This is a genomic window from Saprospiraceae bacterium (genome assembly GCA_016716185.1).
Lineage (GTDB): Bacteria > Bacteroidota > Bacteroidia > Chitinophagales > Saprospiraceae > Vicinibacter.
In genome coordinates this window covers 1,200,496-1,218,456 of the sequence record JADJWV010000002.1, presented here as the reverse complement: position 1 = coordinate 1,218,456, position 17,961 = coordinate 1,200,496, and the positions used below count along the sequence as shown (strand labels likewise).

The window sequence follows — 17,961 nt, the reverse complement described above, 5'->3', positions numbered from 1 at the left end:
GTTAACCCCGGAAATCAAATAAAAAAAAAAGTAAGTTATTGCTTTGAGCTTTTTGCTTTAAGCTTTTTGCCAATATTCATGCCTCTCTCCTCAAATCATACATCACAATCGCCGCGATCATGGGCCAGAAAATAAAACAGGCCTTATCTGTATCCAGAAAATTGTTGAGAAAGCCGTGCGTGAAATAGGTTACCAATCCGCAAGCTAAAGTGCAGATCATCACGCGATGTGATCGATCCTTCGTCGCATAAAATGCACGCATGGAATAATACATGCACATAACAAACAGACTCATGAAAATCAACATACCGATGAGTCCGGATTCTGCGAGAGGACCCAGATACTCGCTGTGAGCATTTCCGATGTCCCCAAAATTGGTGCTGATCGAAGTATAATTTCTTCCCAACTGGTAGGGTGCATACTCGAACATATACGTGCCGGGACCAAATCCGAATACAGGTTTGTCCTTCCACATTTCGAGAGCACAGGCCCACCGATTGATCCGTTCCAGGTTGGAAGGATCAGAGCTGATGTTGGATATGGATTCAATATTTTCTTCGATGTCGTCGCCACCGGCAACTTTATTTCGTTCCATTTCCAGCAATATGCCTTCGACGTTCATAAACAAATAGCCCATGATCAAAAGCATTGCTGCAAATACCCATTTAAAACGGATGTGTAAAACAAAAACCAACAACAGCAATAAAGCCGGGACGATACTCGCCCAGGCCGCTCTGGAAAAAGTAACAATCGTTCCGGTGGTCAGAATCAGGATTGCAGAAAAAAAGAAAATTCGCTTGACCACATCGTTTTTCGATAATCGAAATAAACCAAAACACAAGGGCAACACCATCGCTGAAACGGCCCCTAAAATAGTATGGTCCTTAAAAAAGGGCTGCATGGTCGATTGCGAAGGTTTATCTTCGAAATTAAATTGTGCCAGATGGATGATGTTGTAACAACTGATTACAAACATTCCGGCAACAAATAAAAACAAATACCTGAATAAATTTTGCGGCTCTCTGAAATAACTGGCTGCTAAAAAATATCCGGGAATAATGAACCACATTTTGGCAATCACAAATTTGATGGATACGACTTTATCGACGCTCGTCGCAGTCGTAACAAGCAACCAGAAAAAATATATATAGATGAGCACACTCAAGGGGTGCATCAACAACTTTCTGTCAATTCGGTCTGTAGTCAAAAAAATATAAATAAAAAACAAAACCAGCAAAGCGGCGATGGGCTCGCTTGGCAATGCAAGGCTCAGTTTTCCCAATTCTGCATCGTGCGGATTGATAGATAAGGGTGTCAGAAAACCTAAACTAAAAAATAAAATATCGGGTTTAAAAAAAACAACAACACCTAAAAGAATTGCAACCGGGAGTGCCAATAAGTACAACCACTGTCCGCCGAAAGCAACGCCGCATATCAGCAAACTGATACCAACAGGCAGATAAATTTCCGGCTTTTTAAGTTGATCAAATTGCATCAGGACAGGATTCCCTTGGCAAATTCCGGCCATTTCTGCTTGGCCAGCAACATACTGACCGAAATGAGCATGGAAGAAAAGACGCTGACCAATACGACCAGCCATCGCACCGGGTAGGATTTTCTCTCGGCTGGTTCTGCCGCATCGACCACAAATTTTTGCGAGAACTGGATCTCTGCATCTGCTTTGGATTGCACCAGATATTTATTGATGAGCATGAGATTTTCGAGTTCGCGTTCGTATATCTTTTCCAACATATCGAAGTCTTCTCCCATACTGATATTGGCATCGACGATGGCTCGTAACTCTTTGCGTTCTTGTCCTGATGATTGTCCGAATGCATCCAGCAGGTATCCGCGCTGAAACTGGCTCATGATCCCTTTTTTTCGTCATGCTGTCCATTTGCGTTTTGAGGCTGTCGATGATCAATTGCTGTTTGGCATGCTGTAGCTCTAAATTTCCGATGAGTTCATTGGCCCGAAGCTTCACCATTTCGTATTTTAAAGTGTCCAGGTATTGAGCGATTGCATTTGCAATATTGGCCGCCATTTCAGGCTTTTTATCCTGTACCGTAATTTCGATCGAGTTGAATTTAGTGCGTTTGATACCTACATTTCCCGAAAAAGTTCTTCGCGTGAAGGTAAGCGCTGCAGGGCCATTCCGCGGTATTTCGTAGTGTGTGAAGAGATCGAATTTTTCGATGACCCGATCCATCAAACTGGTAGAATTTAAAATTTCAAGAGCTTGCTCTGCTTCGCCCGTTTCGCCAAAATCGCTGATATTGCCTCTTCTGAAGGAAGTTTCATTGACTGGTGCCTGACTGAGTTTCACCGGAAAAATCACTGTGGTTGAAGTATAATATACAGGTAGGATCATTGCAATCACAGCAGCCCCTATGGCTGTGCAAATTGCAATCGTTACCAAGGTTCTCAGATTTTTGAGAATGATTTTTAATAAATCGCCAAAACTCAAGATCTCCATACTGTTTATGCTAGGGTAAGGTATCCGTTTCCAACGATGAAATTATTAATATTATTGGCTGGATACCGGATTGTAATCGCGCGAAGATAAAGAAGATCGCAATTACCCTCCATTACTGGCTTTTCAAGCGCTCGAAGAGTCCTTTAAGCACTTCATAATGAACGGGTTCCAGACCGGTTTCCGACATTTTTTCGCGGACAAACACAATCCGGTCTTCGGTAACTGGATGTGTTCGCATGAATTCCGGTACCTGGACTCCCTGGTTTCCTTCATCCAGAAAAATCTGGAATAATCCTTCCATCCCTGTAAGGCCTATGTTTCTTTCTGTTAATAACTCTACAGCTCTCGCATCGGCTTCCCTTTCAAATTCTCTCGAATAACTCAGGTTCTGGATCGAGTTTGCATTTTCGAGCAAGACCCCACTGATTCCGGTCAGGTCTCCAAATAAAATACTGAGAACCATATAACTGGACAGGTTGCGAAACATGCTCCGAAGACTGTGTCTTTTCTCGACATGTGCAAACTCATGACCCAGCAGGCCTGCAAGGGCTTCGTAATTGGTCATTTTATCGAACAAACCCCGATAAACCACGATACTTCCCCAGGCATGGCAAAAGCGTTGATGACCGTATCATTCACAAAATAGAGTTTGATGGGGTAATCCGTTGACACTTTCATGGCTGCAAAAAATGAATCCAACATTTGCGACTTCATGGTGTCGACCTTGCCTTCAGGGACCAGGCCTTCTGCAACCTGTTTTCCGAGATTGAGTTCCCACTCCATTGGAACGTTTCTGGCTATTTTATCGGCCATGGCAGGAGCCAATAGAAAATACACAGCCAGAACCAAAGCAGCGATAACCGCAAAGCCAATGACCAGTATACTTATTGCATTTTTTGCGGCTTCAGGTCTCGGTTTTTCCCATAATTTTCCGGGATAGCGTTGCTGCAATAATTCCAAAGCTCCTTCCTGATTAAATTCAAGATATTCAAGTGGTTTGGTGTTACCATAACTTAGTATCAGACGCTCGTCGTCATGCGATTCATCGGGATGGATTCCAGGTAAATCCCAAAATGCATCTTCCATTTCTTCATCCATAGTCTGAATGATCCTGAATCCCTGATCTTCCAGGTAAACCGCCACGGGTTTTCCCATGGGTTTGATGCCCTTGTAGTAATTTGCTTTTAAGCTTTGCATCGTGGGTTTGTTTGTCTTGCAAAATTAATGAGTTTGGGGAATCTATAAGAGGAAGGCTCCTATGTATAAAATATGCCCCTAAAGCCAAGATCTTTGGCATTTAATTCAAAAGTGTAGAGATCCCACAAATCTCGCAACTTTTGAATTAAATGTCTGTCGCGTTTTTTTCTCTTCTGAATAATTTTTTCTTTATCTATCATTCTCCTATTAGCAGTCGATCCTTTTATCGCTGCAAGAATCTTTATTAGTTAGAAAAGAATGGTAAGCCGCAATCTAAAATTAAGTGGACTATGCCACAGCCTTCGGCCGGCGGTCTTACCATTTGATTTTTTACGATATTCTTGTTTGGATAGTAAAGTTATAATTATTCATAGTTTTTATCAATTTCTTTTATCTATTTTTCTATTCCTGTCTCATATGGCTTTCCGTCCATCCATACTTTTCTTATCCTGCTCAGTATTTTCCTGGCAATAATTATAATTGCTCTTTTATTTGTCACTCTTCTGCATAATTGTCTGTAACACAAACTCAATGCCGGATCAATTCTTACTGAGGTCCATGCGTTTTCTATCAATAATGATCTGATCCTATTGTGTTTTCTATATGACATCTTCCCCTTCTTTTCCTTTTCCCCACTGCTGAATTCATTTGGACACAATCCTATATAACTGTTTAGGCTATCAAAGTTTGCAAACCGATTCATATCTCCTATTTCTACAGCAAGAGTTACTGCCGTAAGTCGCCCAACCCCAGGGACGCTTTTTAATAATGGGACTAATTTTACATATCTTTCTTTCTTCGTCATCTCTGTTATATCCTTAAATATCAATCTCTGCTGTTCATGTAAGCCGGCTATGGTCTGTATTGATCGCTTCACTGTTAATTCAAAGGACTTATGTTGCAGTTCCAAGCCTTCTAACCATCTTACGTACTTAACACTCCAATTCCCTTTACTAAATTCTGTTGGAATTTTTACCCCAATATGATGTAACAGTCCCTTAATTCGTCTCTTATTATCCCTGATTTCACAACCCACTTTCTCACTCATTCGCAACAGCTGCCTATCTGCTTGTTGCTCTATATCTGGAATGTATATTCCCTTTAACATTCCGCTTTCCAAAGCTATTGCTAGCCTTTTAGAGTCTACTTTGTCAGTTTTATTACTCTGGCCTTTGTTCGTCTGTGGAACATCTGCGGGATTTACAACTATACATTCAACTCCCAATTCCTCTAATCTCCTCAATATCCAATATCCACAAAAACCTGATTCATAAGCACATCTGTATTTACCACCCGGAAAATTCCTTGCCAAATAGCTGTATAATTTGTCCGGACACGGATCCTGTCGAAAACTCTTAATATACAGCCTATCAAAGTAAACGGTAATGTACCAACTTGTCAAGTGTACATCAATACCCACCGAAATTGTCTGGTTGCTATAATCAACCATTTTGTGCGCTTGTTCCATATGATTTGCATTTTAAGTTTTATTAAATTTAATCCTTAATTTCTAATGCTTTATCATATTTTATTACATGGATTCTGAAGGCCTAAGGCTGAAGGCGTAAGGCGGGATTTTGGAGTGTAGTGCATGGATTATGGAGCATAATGGATGGCAAATGGGTCACAACAGGATGTTTCTAAAATTAATTGAGCTAACCTGTATGTCGGAAGCAATGTATTAACCACATAGTGCTTAGTGGGTTTGTACAAATAGAGGATTGCATGCTCTCGTGATATGAGCTTAAAGAATCGAAATATTAGGCTTTTTGGCTTTTAGGCTTTTAGGCTTTTATGCTTTTAGGCTTTTATGCTTTTAGGCTTTTATGCTTTTAGGCTTTTAGGCTTTTAGGCTTTTAGGCTTTTAGGCTTTTAGGCTTTTAGGCTTTTAGGCTTTTAGGCCTTTTAGGCTTTTAGGCTTTTAGGCTTTTAGGCTTTTAGGCTTTTAAGAAAAAAAGGTGTCTAACGAATGTTAGTTCTAAAAATCACAATTATTTTTAATTTATTTTTGGGCTTTGCCCGGAAAATGGGTAGTAAAGGTAGCAACTGATACAGAAAAGTTCAAGGTATAAATTTTATCATTACTTACAGATGTTAGCATCTGTAATCAATCAAATTTCTAGCGGCAAGGCTGACTTTAAACTCAACGATATTTTAACAGTTTACCAGGCTTTTAGAGTCTAGACAAGCTCTCAGGGTAAACCCTGAATTTTAGGCTCTCATATAAATTTTAACAAAAATTAATTGACATCCGCTATTATTTAATCTATCTTTGGTATCACACATAGATTCGGTAATAAAATCAAACATGAAAATCATTTTGTTATTTACCCTTATATTCTTAGTATCACAAGGAAACGTATCATCTCAAAAATACGATTTCAAATGGTTATTAGGTCAAAGTTTTGCTGATAATCCTTACGACACTGGTTGGGGTTGCGCTATCATGGATTTTGATACGCCAGATGGCAATCCTGTTTTTTATGAAGAAAAATATAAGCTAATTGATTTTATAACCAGTGGAGCCAATATTTGTGATGAACATGGAAATTATTTATTTGCTTGCAATGGTGGTTATGTAGAAGGTCCAAATGATAGTTTGATGCAAAATGGAGATGATTTGGCAGATGGAAGTGTATATCCTGAACCAGTAACAGCAGCAAACCAGAATATACTGATACTACCAAAAACCAGTAGTAAAAAAGAATATTATGTTATCAATAAAATACCACATTATTACGAAAATTATGGTCTTGCCATATCTAAACTTGAATATTCAGTGATAAATATGAATTTAAATTCAGGTAATGGAATAGTCGTTGAAAGGCGGAAATTATTGCTCAACGATACATTAGATAATGCATCACTAATAGCAACAAAACATGCAAATGGACGTGATTGGTGGTTGATAACAACTGAAGGCACAAAAGTTGGATATTATGTTTATTACATAAGTGGCCAAGATTTTAAACTTCATAAATATTATAATTTTAATATCATAAAATCACGTGGAGAATCAGGTCAAACATTCTTCTCTCATTGCGGAAATTATTTAGCAACTGCATCTGGTGATGGTTTATTAAATAGATACAATTTATATTTTATGAAATTTGACAGATGTAATGGTGAAATTGAATCATTTCAAAAAAAGTTTGTACCATATCAAAAAATAACCTGGGATGCAGGCTGCAGTTTTTCACCGGACAGCAAGTATTTATATTATGCTACTTTGGATACATTGTACCAATTTCCAATTGTTGGAGACAGTTTGGGAGATAGGCAAATAGCAGGCATTTACGATGGTTTCAGAGAAGACATTGGGGGAAACTTTATGAACTCTACAGAATTTGGGCCCATGCAATTTGCTCCCGATGGCAAGATATATTTTCAAGAAACAGGTTTACAGTCCAGATCCATGCACACCATTCATAATCCCAATGGAGACCATGAGAATTGCAATTTCAAACAGCATGATATATACTCGCCAACGATTAAAATGTGCCTCCCCAACTTCCCCAACTATCGCTTAGGGCCCATTGATGGCAGTATCTGCGATACTCTGGGCATCGACAACATTCCCTGGTGTCACTGGCGCTACAAGCAGGATAGTACTGATTTCTTAAACTTTTATTTTACCGATCTGAGTGCCTATGAAGTGGAAGAATGGTACTGGGATTTTAGTGATCCTGCCAGTCCAGACAACAAAAGCAGGGAAGTTAATCCCATTCATCGCTTTTCAGCACCTGGCGTTTTCGAAGTTTGTCTCATCGTTAAAAACAGGAATGGCGCGGATACACTTTGTCGTAAGGTTCGCATTGGAGTTGTGAGCAATAAAGATGAGCATGTCCCATACGTAGTAATTCAAAGCTGGCCCAATCCCTTCAGCGAATTTATGGTGATCAATATCCTGGACTACAATCCACAAGATATGTACATCGACATTATCGACCTGAATGGCAAAATCGTTTACAGAAATAAAGCGAGGCAAGGCAGCCACTGGGTCCGAACCGAAACCTGGCCGCAAGGCGTGTTTTTCGCCAGGGTCTTTGAAAGGGGCGAGTTGATCTATACAGAAAAAATGCTTAAGAAAAATTGAAGACGGGCAATACAATATGGAGCAAAGAGAGTATAGCAAATAGTAAGGAACTTGATGCTTCAAGATTAAAGAGTTCAAAGCTCCCTCATTGAATGAATATTCTGAGTCCTATGAACTTATAGTGTACCTAAAGCACGCAGTGATTTCCTTTTTCATATTTTACCAATATTTTGCCCCTGAGCGGACAAGGAATAAATAATTATTTCAGATTAAATTTTAGAAAATTATTGGGCTGGTAAATCGCAAATATTTTTTAGTTACTATCAAACAAACATAAACTACCCTCTAGCATCGAACATCTTAAGTATGCTGACTGCAGACTGCGAACTGAAGACTGCCAACTGAAGACTGCCAACTGAAGACTGCCAACTGAAGACTGCCAACTGAAGACTGCCAACTTCCCTAAACGGTCTGTTCCATCATACACTTAAAATGCCCTTTGGGACACTGTTGGTAGCCCAATTTCGAACAAGGCCTGCAGGACAGATCTTTCACCTCGTGACTAACCCAATTCACTTTTTCATCGCCGTAATAGGGATACATGCCAAATTCAGGAATCGTATTTCCCCAGAACACGTGCATTGATTTTTTAAACGCTGCTCCGATGTGCATCATTCCCGTATCCGGGGTGATTAAATATTCGCAGGACTGAATTACGGCTGCCGATTGCTGAAGTGTGGTTTGTCCGCATAAATTGATAAGCTTTCCCGGATAAACAGCAGTCAGGTCATCACCTAACGAACGTTCGTTAGTGCCTCCTAAAAGCACAACCGGAAACTTGCTGGTCCCTATGATCTCTTCCCATTTTACCCGTGGAATTTGCTTGGTATAATACGTTGCACCCAAAACGCCGACGGCATAAGTTGCAGGCAATTTAAACACTGTCAAATCCTGTTTTTTAAAGTGAAGGTCCAATCCCTTGCCGTCGTTATAGATGCCATAAGGTTTTAAAGCATCAAAATACCGGTCCACGAGATGTTTTTGGGGTAGAACAATGCGTTTACTAAAGACAGTAAGCCATTTGCGAAAATTCAGTTTGTCAAAGCGAATGGTTTTACAACCCAGGGCCCAACTCAAGCCATACGAACGCATGTTCTTATGGAGATCGACGATGAGATCGTATTGTTCGTTTTGAAGTGCTGGTTTTATTTCCTTCCAATTGTTTTCGAACGTCCACAATTGATCGATGTGCGGATCATCTACCAGCAGTTCCGAAAATTTCGATTTAGTCAAATAATGTATTTCCGCTCCCGTCTGCTGTTTTAGACAACGAATAACCGGCGTAGTCAGTACAATATCGCCAATCGAACTAAAGCGCAGGATGAGGATTTTGCTTCCTTTATTGATGTGCATTCCGGTCGCAAGTTAAGAAGGAAAATATAAGGATCCTCCAAGCCTACCAGCCTCCACGCCTATAAGCCTACTTGCCTCCACGCCTATAAGCCTACCTGCCTCCACGCCTCCATCCCCTACCCCTTCATTACCGCCACACTCACCATTCCTTCCCGCGTCATGAGCTTTAAGAAATAAACTCCGTTATTCAATTCCGGCACATTCAACTGAAGTTGATTTTTTCCGGATTCAAGGGTTCGTTTTTCTTTTAAAATTTCTACTCCCAAACTATTGATCAATTGAATATTCAATTCCTGATTTTGATTGCTGTTTAAAGAAATATTCAAGGTTTTATCAAATGGAACAGGATATACTTCCAGATCATGGATCGACTCGAGATCTTCATTCTTAATCAGCACTCTGTTGCCGTTTGCAAAAAAGGAGCCCCATCTTGCTTCGGATATAAACAACTGTTCGTTACCGCCCGATTGAATTTTATTGGCTGCCAGTTGCTTGAATTTTATTGAAATATTTCCGCCATTATCTTCTCCGTTGTACATGATAAATTTATCGTCGACGGAATAGTTCGGATAACCGGTATCATCCCTGTTTGCTGCAATTTCACCAACCGTACCCGTTTCGACATTGGCCCCAAGGATGTAAAAAGTATTGCCAAAAAGATCTTCCTCCAGATAATCGAAGGCAATGATGTAGGGCGAATTTTTTGAAAAAGAAGGGTTCCCTATGCTGGTATTTTCAGGAAGGTCTGAAAATAATTTCTCGATGTGTCCATCGCCAAAATTGTTGGTACTGCGATTCCAGACTCTCAAAAATCCGATATCCCAGTATTCGTAGCTTCCTCCGGTATTTTGATCCAATTTGCTCAATGCATCATACATCAGGTATTCGCCCGAATGTTCGAAGTCCATAAAGTCTGCATAGCGCACATTCGAAGTTGCATTACCCCCGGTGGATGTAGTTGGATTGGTGAGTGTAAATGTTTTCCAAACCTGCCTGGACCAATCAAATACATGAATTTTATTTTCTTCCTGGTCATACAGGACGGCCAGCAATCTTCCGTCTTTGGAGATGACCGCATTCCTGTAAATCGGGTCGGTATCCAGAATCACTTCTTCGTAGATTTTTGTAGTTTGGTTTAAAAACAAACCATACAATCTCGAATCTGCACCTACATAATATATTTCGGAACCGTTATCGGTCACGCTGGGTTTGCTGCTGATGGCGCGGCTGCTCAACTGAAAAATCTGACTGGTCTGAATATTGATGAGGTAAACCCCCAGATTATTATCGTCGGTACAAACTGCAAATAAAGTTCCGGGATTGACCGGCAGGTCATTCTGGTATTGTTGTCCGCCACCACCGGGATTTCCACTTGAACCGATTCCGACCTGGTCGAATGCAAATCTGGCTGCATTGTGAACATTTGAATTATTCCCGTGAAGATCGATACACGCTTGTTCGACCGCGTTGCGCAGATCCTTAAAATTAGAAGACCTCGTGAGGTAATTGGACAGAGCTCTGTAAAATATTTTTTCTGCAATGACTTTTCCCTGTTCTTCCGAACTGCTCTTGGCGAGTTCCTTTACAAACAAGTAAAAGGCATGGTTAGGAATTCCACTGTTGATATGAACTCCCCCATTATCCAGGGTTCCTTTATATTGCTCGGAAACGTGTTTGGGTTGCCATCTACCGAAATCATTGGATTGAGCTCCATTGTGCGGATTGCTCATATCGCGAAGAGCACCCGACGGAAATGCGCTGAGTTTGACCACATCTTCTCCGAGCTTCCAATCGTCGCGATCAATCATGCATCCGAAAATATCTGCAAAAGATTCATTGATTGCTCCGGATTCATTTTCATAGGCCAGGTTGGCCGTACTTTGGATCACGCCATGCGACATTTCATGACCAGCTACGTCCAGACTTTTGGCTAAACTGTTGAACGCGGTGCCGCCGTTTCCATAGAACATGGCTTCCCCATTCCAGAATGCATTATCGAGTCCGCCACCTCCTGCTTCTGTTATGTTGATGATGGAAATGATCGTTCCTCCTTTTCCATTGATGGAATTGCGGGCATGGGTATTTAAATAATACTCATAGGCCAGTCCTGCATTGTAATGTGCTGAAACCGCATTTTTTGCCCAGATGTTTGAATTGCTGCGGATGGGCCCAACGCGGATATTATTTTCATTGCTGTTGAGTCCATCAAGTGTCCAGATGGCGCCCACCGGATCGTCCAGTTTGAATGATCCTGGTTTAAACATGGGACGGGAACCATCGATAAAGTACTGGAAGCTTCCATCGCGCCAAACGCGCAGCGTTCTGTTGATGTCGAATAAATCACGAGCGGTGGTCGTTTCCGCATCCTGGGGATCGGGCAAAGAATGCAAGTCTCCGTGCGAACAAATTTCTTCAGCAAACGAACAGTTGTTAGTATTGTAATGCAATTGGCACTGGTCTTTTCGCAACTTCATCACTTCTCCGTTTTCAGCGTCAATCCAAAGCAAATATTTATGTGTGGATGCAGGATAATATTCCAGCTCATAGACCAGCCGCCATTCTTTATTTTCAGGATGCTGCACATATCCGGTTTGATGTGCGGCCAATCCGGTTTTAATAAATTTGGGTACCGGTCCTGTCTGTTCGGCAAATGCAATTCCCTTTTGGAGCAAGGCATTCTTCGCTATTTCAGTTGCCTGTTCCAGGGATATCCGAATGGAGCGGATTTGATCCGGTTGACTGAATTTGCCATGAGCCAGGGTTTTTCCATCCGGATATAAATGCAAGAGATATTCACAGCCCAAAACAGCTAGACCATCAAAAAATTGCTGGAACTTCAGATGCCTTATATTTAATTCATCGTATTGATCGGATTGGCTCAGCCAGTCGATGCCCAAATTTTTTTGAGGATCGAAAACCTTGCCCAACTGCTCCGCCCAAAATGCCGGTCCGGGATCTGCATTTCTGGGTGAGATGATATGAAAACTCAATCTGCTGGGCATTCCTTCTTCATCTTTTTCCAAAACCAGAAAATCCTTTTTTAACATTGGAATTGCAGATGAAGGCATCGACTTCAATCCCGACATTCCGGAATTAAAGATTATGGGATCTGCATATGGAAGGGCCGTTCCGGGTTTATTCAGAATCTTTCCGGATACAGTCCCGGCATTTTGGTCCTGAAACCGGATTGGTTTTTTAAACTCTGCAGTTTGCCCGAAAACCAACATGCATTGAAGTACGAAAAGGATGGATAAGAATTTTCTCATTTTATGTTTTTCTTAATTAAGTGAATCAAATGATTGTAATACAATTCGAGCGACTTTGGATGATCCGGATCATAGGGATCCCACACCATTTTTTTTGTAATTCCATGATTAGAAAACTCCAGGAGGTGATAAATATTGCCGGGTTTCATCCATTCGAGCTGATCCAGTTGCAGCGTTTTCCTGTTATCTGCTATCTGTTGCATTTCATTATTGCTCAATCGCGCAACCACCTGCCCATCCTTCTCAATCCGGCCTTTGTCCCATATTTTATAAAGGGTTTCAACACCCGTAAAACCTCCTCCATCGCCTACTACCGTAAATCCTTCCTGTGCGGGAGTTTTGGTCCCCGAACAGCCTACAGTCCAAAGGCTTATCAATAAAATACTGATAATCAACATAATAACAAATTTATTCATATTCATTTACTTAAATCCAAGTTAAATATGCAATTCAGGAACAAAATAATGGATAAACTCGTTCTATCTTTGTTTTACTAAATTAATTAAATTAAACTTATGAAAAAACTTGTCTTGTTCGTTGCTTTCGGATTATTTCTCAGCGCTCAGTCTGCTGTTGCACAGTGTTCACACGCAGCAAAATCTGCTGAGGCTAAACAATGTGTTAAACCTAGTGAAGCGGCTTTAAAAGCTGCATCTCTGGATGCCAGTATCGAAACTAAAGTTTGTGAAAAATCAGGGTCTGTTTGTTTTATGAAAAAAACAACAGCTGAAGATGGCACATCTACCTCTACTGAAGTAAGATTTGATGAGGCAACTGCTCAGTTTGTTGCGATTCCAGCTGCTGATGCAAGCATGGATGCCAGCACTGCAAAAAAATCATGTGCAAAAGCTTGTTGCGCTAAAGGTAAATCAGGCAAAGCCTGCTGCGCCAGCAAAGCAAAAGGAACAGCATCAACTACCAATTCAGAAAATGTAGCACCTGCTAAATCTGAATAAGACTTAAATAATACTTCCTTAAAAGGCTTCCCTGTGGAAGCCTTTTTTATTTGATCCCATGTCCATTAGAATTTTTCAAACTAAAGCGCTTTTGCTTTTCATGCATATTGCTTTTTCACAAACGATGCAATTGACATCCGATCACTGGTGGATCCGGAATGCCGATTCTTCAGATTGGTTGCCTTGCGAACTTCCAGCAAATCAATTCTCTGCTCTTTTTCACAATCAGGCCATCCTGGATCCTTATTTTGGCGATCACGAAAAGAAGCTCGCCATATTAGCTGCGGGCAATTGGGAGTTCAAAAAAGAATTTTCGGCGGACTCCGGTTTTTTGAGCCATAATTGCATCGAACTGACATGCGATGGTATAGATACGTATTGCGCTGTGTACCTCAATGGAGTTTGGCTTGGAAATACCACAAATGCTTTTGTGACCTATCGCTTTCCGGTAAAACATGTACTGAAACCCGGAAGCAATGAACTGATGTTTTCATTCAGGTCTGCAAAAAACATGGCCGATTCGCTTTTCAAACAACAAAAACATCCCTTACCCGGCGAATCGCGTGTGTTTGTTAGGAAACCACAATTTCATTTTGGCTGGGATTTCGGACCTGAATTTGTCTCTTCGGGAATACACCGTGCGCCTGTCCTTCGGGCATGGAATGATCTGCGAATTGAGCAGACATCCTTACATACCCTTCATATTTATAACGAGCTTGCAACGCTTCGACTGCAGACTATAATTCAAAATAATGATTCAGCGGCCCGTGAAATAATCCTGAACTGCAAGATTGGAGACAGGGAGTTTTCATTTACTTCTTTGGTATCGCCGGGCTCCCGGCAGGTCAACCACTTGGTTGAATTTGATCAGCCGGATCTGTGGTGGCCCAGAGGCTCCGGAGATCCCTATTTGTATGAATGCCGGCTTACCCTGCAGGATCAAAGTGGAGCTTTGAAGGATGAAAAAAAATGGAAAACGGGAATCCGGACGGCAAAGCTGATCTCAGAATCCGATGAACGTGGTCATGTGTTTTATTTTGAAATCAATGGCGAAAAAATATTTTGCAAAGGCTCCAATTATATTCCACCGGATATTCTTTTTGATCCGGCAAAAAAAATAAAATCGCTGCTTCGAGTCGCAGTCGAATCGCATTTTAATATGTTGCGGATCTGGGGTGGCGGCCGGTACGAATCCGAAGAGTTTTACGAAATCTGCGACAGTCTGGGCATCATGATCTGGCAGGACTTCATGTTTGCCTGCGCGATGTATCCGGGAGATTCTGCATACCTGGAAAATGTAAGAACAGAAGTTGCGCAACAGGTTCAAAGGATTTCTAAACATCCCTGTCTCGTGCTGTTCTGCGGAAACAACGAAAACAACGAAGGCTGGCACAGATGGGGTTGGCAAGATGGTCTGGATGAAAAAACGAAAAATGCCTGGTGGACCGATTACGAAAACTTATTTCGAAAATTATTGCCAGAAATTGTCCAATCATGGGCTCCTGAAATTTCTTACTGGGAATCTTCTCCCCTTTTTGGAAGAGGTGACAAACGATTCATGACCCATGGAGATGCACACGATTGGGGCTTGTGGCACGACGAAATGCCTTTTGAGGATCTGGAGAACCGGGTGCCGCGGTTCATGAGCGAATTTGGTTTTCAGTCTTTGCCGGGTTTATCTACCATACGGCAATTCGCAAATGAAAGCGATCTCGATCCGGAATCTGCTGCATTGACCAATCATCAAAAACATCCGCGTGGAAACAAACTCATTAAAAATTACCTTGCTCGAGATTATCCCGAACCAAAAGATTTTGAATCGCTGATTTATTTAAATCAATTGTGCCAGGCTCGCGGAATTTCGAAGATCATTCATGCTCACCGGCGATCCATGCCATACTGCATGGGGAGCCTGTATTGGCAGTTCAATGATTGCTGGCCGGGCATTTCATGGTCGGGTGTGGATTATTTCGGAAAATGGAAAGCCTTGCAACATGCCGTTAAATCGGCCTTTGCCCCCGTTTTATTCACCGCCCGCGAAGTCGGTGAAGGCATTGAAATCCGGGGCATCAACGATACCAGAAAATTTCAATGTTTTCAACTCGAACTGACGGTTCAGGATTTTTCAGGAAATCCGTTATACTATCAATCTTTGGAAGACACCATTCCCGCAAACACATCGCGTCATCTTCATCAAATTACTCTGAATTTGGATGAACTGGATCTCCGACAAACCCATTATTTATTGCTCAAGTGGATCGTCGAAGAAGATACCGTTTACTCTTCTTTCTTTTTTGAAAAACCTAAAAACCTGCTGTGGTTGGCTCCCAACATCCGCATTGAAAAAGTAAGTGAACAGGGATTGGATGAAACGTTTCAAATTTTATCAGATAACTTTGTTGGAGGATTGTACCTGAAAGAATCCATTGACTTTTCTTACTTTCCGAATTTTATAGATCTGCATCCAGGAATACCGGTTCAGGTGGTGAGGAAATCGGAAAAGATGCTTCAGGAAAAGCAAGTTGAATTCATGCATTTATTTGAAATCCGATAGCATATTGATCCATAACCATGATTGCACAACACATCACAAAAGGAATTCCGGAACATTTACCAGAACCTCGGGAACGAAGCGCAGATGTTCCACATGCTCCCAAAAGAGTCATTGACGGCGTATTAAAAAAGGATGAAAAATTGCTTGCGATCCGCAATGCACTTCGCTATTTTCCAAAGAAGTTTCATGCCGTATTGGCTCCTGAATTTGCCAGTGAATTGAAAACATATGGAAGGATATATATGTACCGGTTCTTGCCCGAATACAAGATGTTCGCGAGACCCCTCGAAGAATATCCGGTAAAATGTAAAGAAGCGGCTGCAATCATGCTGATGATCCAGAACAACCTGGATCCGAAAGTGGCCAAATATCCGGAAGAACTGATCACTTACGGTGGAAACGGCGCCGTATTTCAGAATTGGGCGCAATATCTTTTGTCGATGAAATATTTGTCGGAGATGACCGATGAGCAAACGCTGGTGCTTTATTCGGGTCATCCGCTGGGTTTATTTCCTTCTTCCAAAGCAGCACCCCGCGTGGTGGTCACGAATGGAATGATGATCCCGAATTACAGTTCCATAAATGACTGGAATAAATTCAATGCATTGGGCGTCACGCAATACGGGCAAATGACTGCAGGATCGTTTATGTACATCGGTCCGCAGGGAATTGTACATGGCACTACCCTGACCCTTCTCAATGCCGGACGGAGAAAAGACCCATCGCTGCACAGCCTGCGTGGAAAATTATTCATTACATCCGGACTGGGTGGGATGTCGGGTGCACAGGCGATTGCAGCGGTAATCACCGGTGTGACCTGCATCATCGCAGAAGTAGATCCCGATGCCATTCAACAGCGACTTGCCGATGGTTATATTCAACAGGAACATATCACTTCGGATCTTAAAATTTTATTTGAGCGCGCGGCACACTACAGATCAAATGATCAAAAAGGTGTTGCACTGGTGTATGCAGGAAACATTGTCGAGGTGTGGGAATATGCAGCTACCCATTCGATCCATGTCGATTTAGGTTCCGATCAGACTTCCCTGCACAACATCAACGACCTGGGTTATTGTCCGGCCGGATATACTTTTGCCGAAGCACAACAGTTGTTACAGAAGGATAAAAGCCGCTTCATGGAAGAGGTTCGAAACACATTACGCAGACATGTGTCGGCCATCAACATCTTATCAGAACGCGGCATGTATTTCTGGGATTATGGCAATGCATTTTTAAAAGAGGCAGGTGTAGCGAATGCAGATATCTGGAAAGATTCATCGCATTCAAGTTTTAAATACCCTTCTTATGTGGAAGACATTATGGGCCCCTTGTGTTTCGATTATGGATTTGGCCCTTTTCGGTGGGTTTGTTTGTCTGGCGAAATCGAAGATTTAAAAAAGACCGATTTGATCGCAGGCAAAGTCATTGAAAGGCTTTTGGAAAATGCAGAAGGAAATACACGATCCCAATACCTCGATAATTTAAAATGGATACGGGAAGCGGAGCACAATCTTCCGGTGGTAGGCAGTAAATCCCGAATACTTTATGCCGATGCCCATTGCAGGATTGAAATTGCATTGGCCTTAAATGAGGCGATTGCAAGCGGATCATTGTCTGCCGGGATCGTTCTTGGGCGCGACCATCACGATGTTTCCGGTACGGATTCTCCTTTCCGGGAAACAGCCAACATCCGGGATGGCTCTGCATTTACTGCAGATATGGCTGTCCATAATGTGATCGGCGACAGTTTTCGCGGCGCTACCTGGGTTTCGTTACACAATGGAGGCGGTGTGGGCTGGGGTGAAGTCATCAATGGCGGATTTGGAATGTACATAGACGGTTCTGAAAAATCTGCTGTGAACATCCGGAGTATGCTGCATTGGGATGTCAATAATGGGGTGAGTCGGAGGGCCTGGGCCCGCAATGAAGGAGCCATTAAAACTATCCAAAAAGCCATGGAGCAGGAGCCCCTGCTAAAAGTTACGCTGCCCAATTTAGTCGATGAGAATTTAATAGACCATATGTCTGTTTAAGCACTTTTTTGATTTTAATATTGAAAA

13 protein-coding genes are annotated in these 17,961 nt (G+C 41.8%); 4 read left to right on the top strand and 9 right to left on the bottom strand.

Features of this window, described 5'->3' with window-relative positions; all coding sequences use genetic code 11:
* Positions 1-76: 76 nt before the first annotated feature.
* From IPM34_06490 to IPM34_06465, 6 genes are all read right to left on the bottom strand, one after another.
* Positions 77-1,495, bottom strand: coding sequence for an O-antigen ligase family protein (locus IPM34_06490; protein MBK8955190.1), 1,419 nt, complete (start codon positions 1,493-1,495; stop codon positions 77-79).
* Complete coding sequence (locus IPM34_06485; GenBank protein ID MBK8955189.1) at positions 1,495-1,752, bottom strand: hypothetical protein; 258 nt, start codon at positions 1,750-1,752, stop codon at positions 1,495-1,497. Before IPM34_06485 ends, IPM34_06490 begins: the two co-directional genes overlap by 1 nt.
* The gene (locus IPM34_06480) at positions 1,700-2,476 is read right to left on the bottom strand and encodes a hypothetical protein (GenBank protein ID MBK8955188.1); all 777 of its coding nucleotides are present in this window, start codon (positions 2,474-2,476) and stop codon (positions 1,700-1,702) included. Before IPM34_06480 ends, IPM34_06485 begins: the two co-directional genes overlap by 53 nt.
* A gap of 112 nt (positions 2,477-2,588) precedes the next feature.
* A complete protein-coding gene (locus tag IPM34_06475; protein MBK8955187.1) occupies positions 2,589-3,053 on the bottom strand; it encodes a M48 family metallopeptidase in 465 nt (154 codons plus the stop codon).
* Positions 3,038-3,673, bottom strand: coding sequence for a hypothetical protein (locus IPM34_06470; protein ID MBK8955186.1), 636 nt, complete (start codon positions 3,671-3,673; stop codon positions 3,038-3,040). Before IPM34_06470 ends, IPM34_06475 begins: the two co-directional genes overlap by 16 nt.
* Positions 3,674-4,067: 394 nt before the next feature.
* The gene (locus tag IPM34_06465) at positions 4,068-5,141 is read right to left on the bottom strand and encodes an IS110 family transposase (GenBank protein ID MBK8955185.1); all 1,074 of its coding nucleotides are present in this window, start codon (positions 5,139-5,141) and stop codon (positions 4,068-4,070) included.
* Between the two features lie 840 nt (positions 5,142-5,981).
* On the opposite strand from IPM34_06465, the gene IPM34_06460 reads away from it, so the two are divergent.
* Positions 5,982-7,769 carry a T9SS type A sorting domain-containing protein gene (locus tag IPM34_06460; GenBank protein MBK8955184.1) on the top strand — a complete coding sequence of 596 codons (1,788 nt, stop codon included), beginning with the start codon at positions 5,982-5,984 and terminating at the stop codon, positions 7,767-7,769.
* Positions 7,770-8,171: 402 nt separating this feature from the next.
* On the opposite strand, the gene IPM34_06455 is transcribed toward IPM34_06460, so the two are convergent.
* The 3 genes from IPM34_06455 to IPM34_06445 all read right to left on the bottom strand — a co-directional run bounded on the left by IPM34_06455 (position 8,172) and on the right by IPM34_06445 (position 12,786).
* Complete coding sequence (locus IPM34_06455; protein ID MBK8955183.1) at positions 8,172-9,122, bottom strand: glycosyltransferase family 9 protein; 951 nt, start codon at positions 9,120-9,122, stop codon at positions 8,172-8,174.
* A gap of 116 nt (positions 9,123-9,238) precedes the next feature.
* Positions 9,239-12,388 carry a M4 family metallopeptidase gene (locus tag IPM34_06450; protein MBK8955182.1) on the bottom strand — a complete coding sequence of 1,050 codons (3,150 nt, stop codon included), beginning with the start codon at positions 12,386-12,388 and terminating at the stop codon, positions 9,239-9,241.
* Positions 12,385-12,786 (bottom strand): hypothetical protein, encoded by a 402-nt coding sequence (locus IPM34_06445; GenBank protein MBK8955181.1) that lies wholly within the window; start codon positions 12,784-12,786, stop codon positions 12,385-12,387. The genes IPM34_06450 and IPM34_06445 overlap by 4 nt, the downstream gene beginning before the upstream one ends.
* Before the next feature lie 117 nt (positions 12,787-12,903).
* Here IPM34_06445 and IPM34_06440 point away from each other — a divergent pair, with 117 nt between their 5' ends.
* Genes IPM34_06440 through IPM34_06430 form a run of 3 tightly spaced genes read left to right on the top strand, consistent with a single transcriptional unit; the run spans position 12,904 to position 17,934 of the window.
* Entirely contained in the window at positions 12,904-13,344 is a 441-nt protein-coding gene (locus IPM34_06440) for a hypothetical protein (GenBank protein ID MBK8955180.1), read from the top strand.
* Positions 13,345-13,402: 58 nt separating this feature from the next.
* A complete protein-coding gene (locus IPM34_06435; protein MBK8955179.1) occupies positions 13,403-15,898 on the top strand; it encodes a glycoside hydrolase family 2 protein in 2,496 nt (831 codons plus the stop codon).
* A gap of 17 nt (positions 15,899-15,915) precedes the next feature.
* On the top strand, positions 15,916-17,934 hold the full coding sequence (locus tag IPM34_06430) for a urocanate hydratase (protein MBK8955178.1): 2,019 nt from the start codon (positions 15,916-15,918) through the stop codon (positions 17,932-17,934).
* The last annotated feature ends 27 nt before the right edge of the window (positions 17,935-17,961 follow it).

Excerpts from the sequence above, each read along its gene's own strand:
- IPM34_06450 (MBK8955182.1), bottom strand. The coding sequence starts at position 12,388 with ATGAGAAAATTCTTATCCATCCTTTTCGTACTTCAATGCATGTTGGTT.
- IPM34_06455 (MBK8955183.1), bottom strand. The coding sequence starts at position 9,122 with ATGCACATCAATAAAGGAAGCAAAATCCTCATCCTGCGCTTTAGTTCG.
- IPM34_06440 (MBK8955180.1), top strand. The coding sequence starts at position 12,904 with ATGAAAAAACTTGTCTTGTTCGTTGCTTTCGGATTATTTCTCAGCGCT.
- IPM34_06430 (MBK8955178.1), top strand. The coding sequence starts at position 15,916 with ATGATTGCACAACACATCACAAAAGGAATTCCGGAACATTTACCAGAA.
- IPM34_06470 (MBK8955186.1), bottom strand. The coding sequence starts at position 3,673 with ATGCAAAGCTTAAAAGCAAATTACTACAAGGGCATCAAACCCATGGGA.
- IPM34_06465 (MBK8955185.1), bottom strand. The coding sequence starts at position 5,141 with ATGGAACAAGCGCACAAAATGGTTGATTATAGCAACCAGACAATTTCG.
- IPM34_06460 (MBK8955184.1), top strand. The coding sequence starts at position 5,982 with ATGAAAATCATTTTGTTATTTACCCTTATATTCTTAGTATCACAAGGA.
- IPM34_06445 (MBK8955181.1), bottom strand. The coding sequence starts at position 12,786 with ATGTTGATTATCAGTATTTTATTGATAAGCCTTTGGACTGTAGGCTGT.
- IPM34_06485 (MBK8955189.1), bottom strand. The coding sequence starts at position 1,752 with ATGTTGGAAAAGATATACGAACGCGAACTCGAAAATCTCATGCTCATC.
- IPM34_06490 (MBK8955190.1), bottom strand. The coding sequence starts at position 1,495 with ATGCAATTTGATCAACTTAAAAAGCCGGAAATTTATCTGCCTGTTGGT.
- IPM34_06480 (MBK8955188.1), bottom strand. The coding sequence starts at position 2,476 with ATGGAGATCTTGAGTTTTGGCGATTTATTAAAAATCATTCTCAAAAAT.
- IPM34_06435 (MBK8955179.1), top strand. The coding sequence starts at position 13,403 with ATGTCCATTAGAATTTTTCAAACTAAAGCGCTTTTGCTTTTCATGCAT.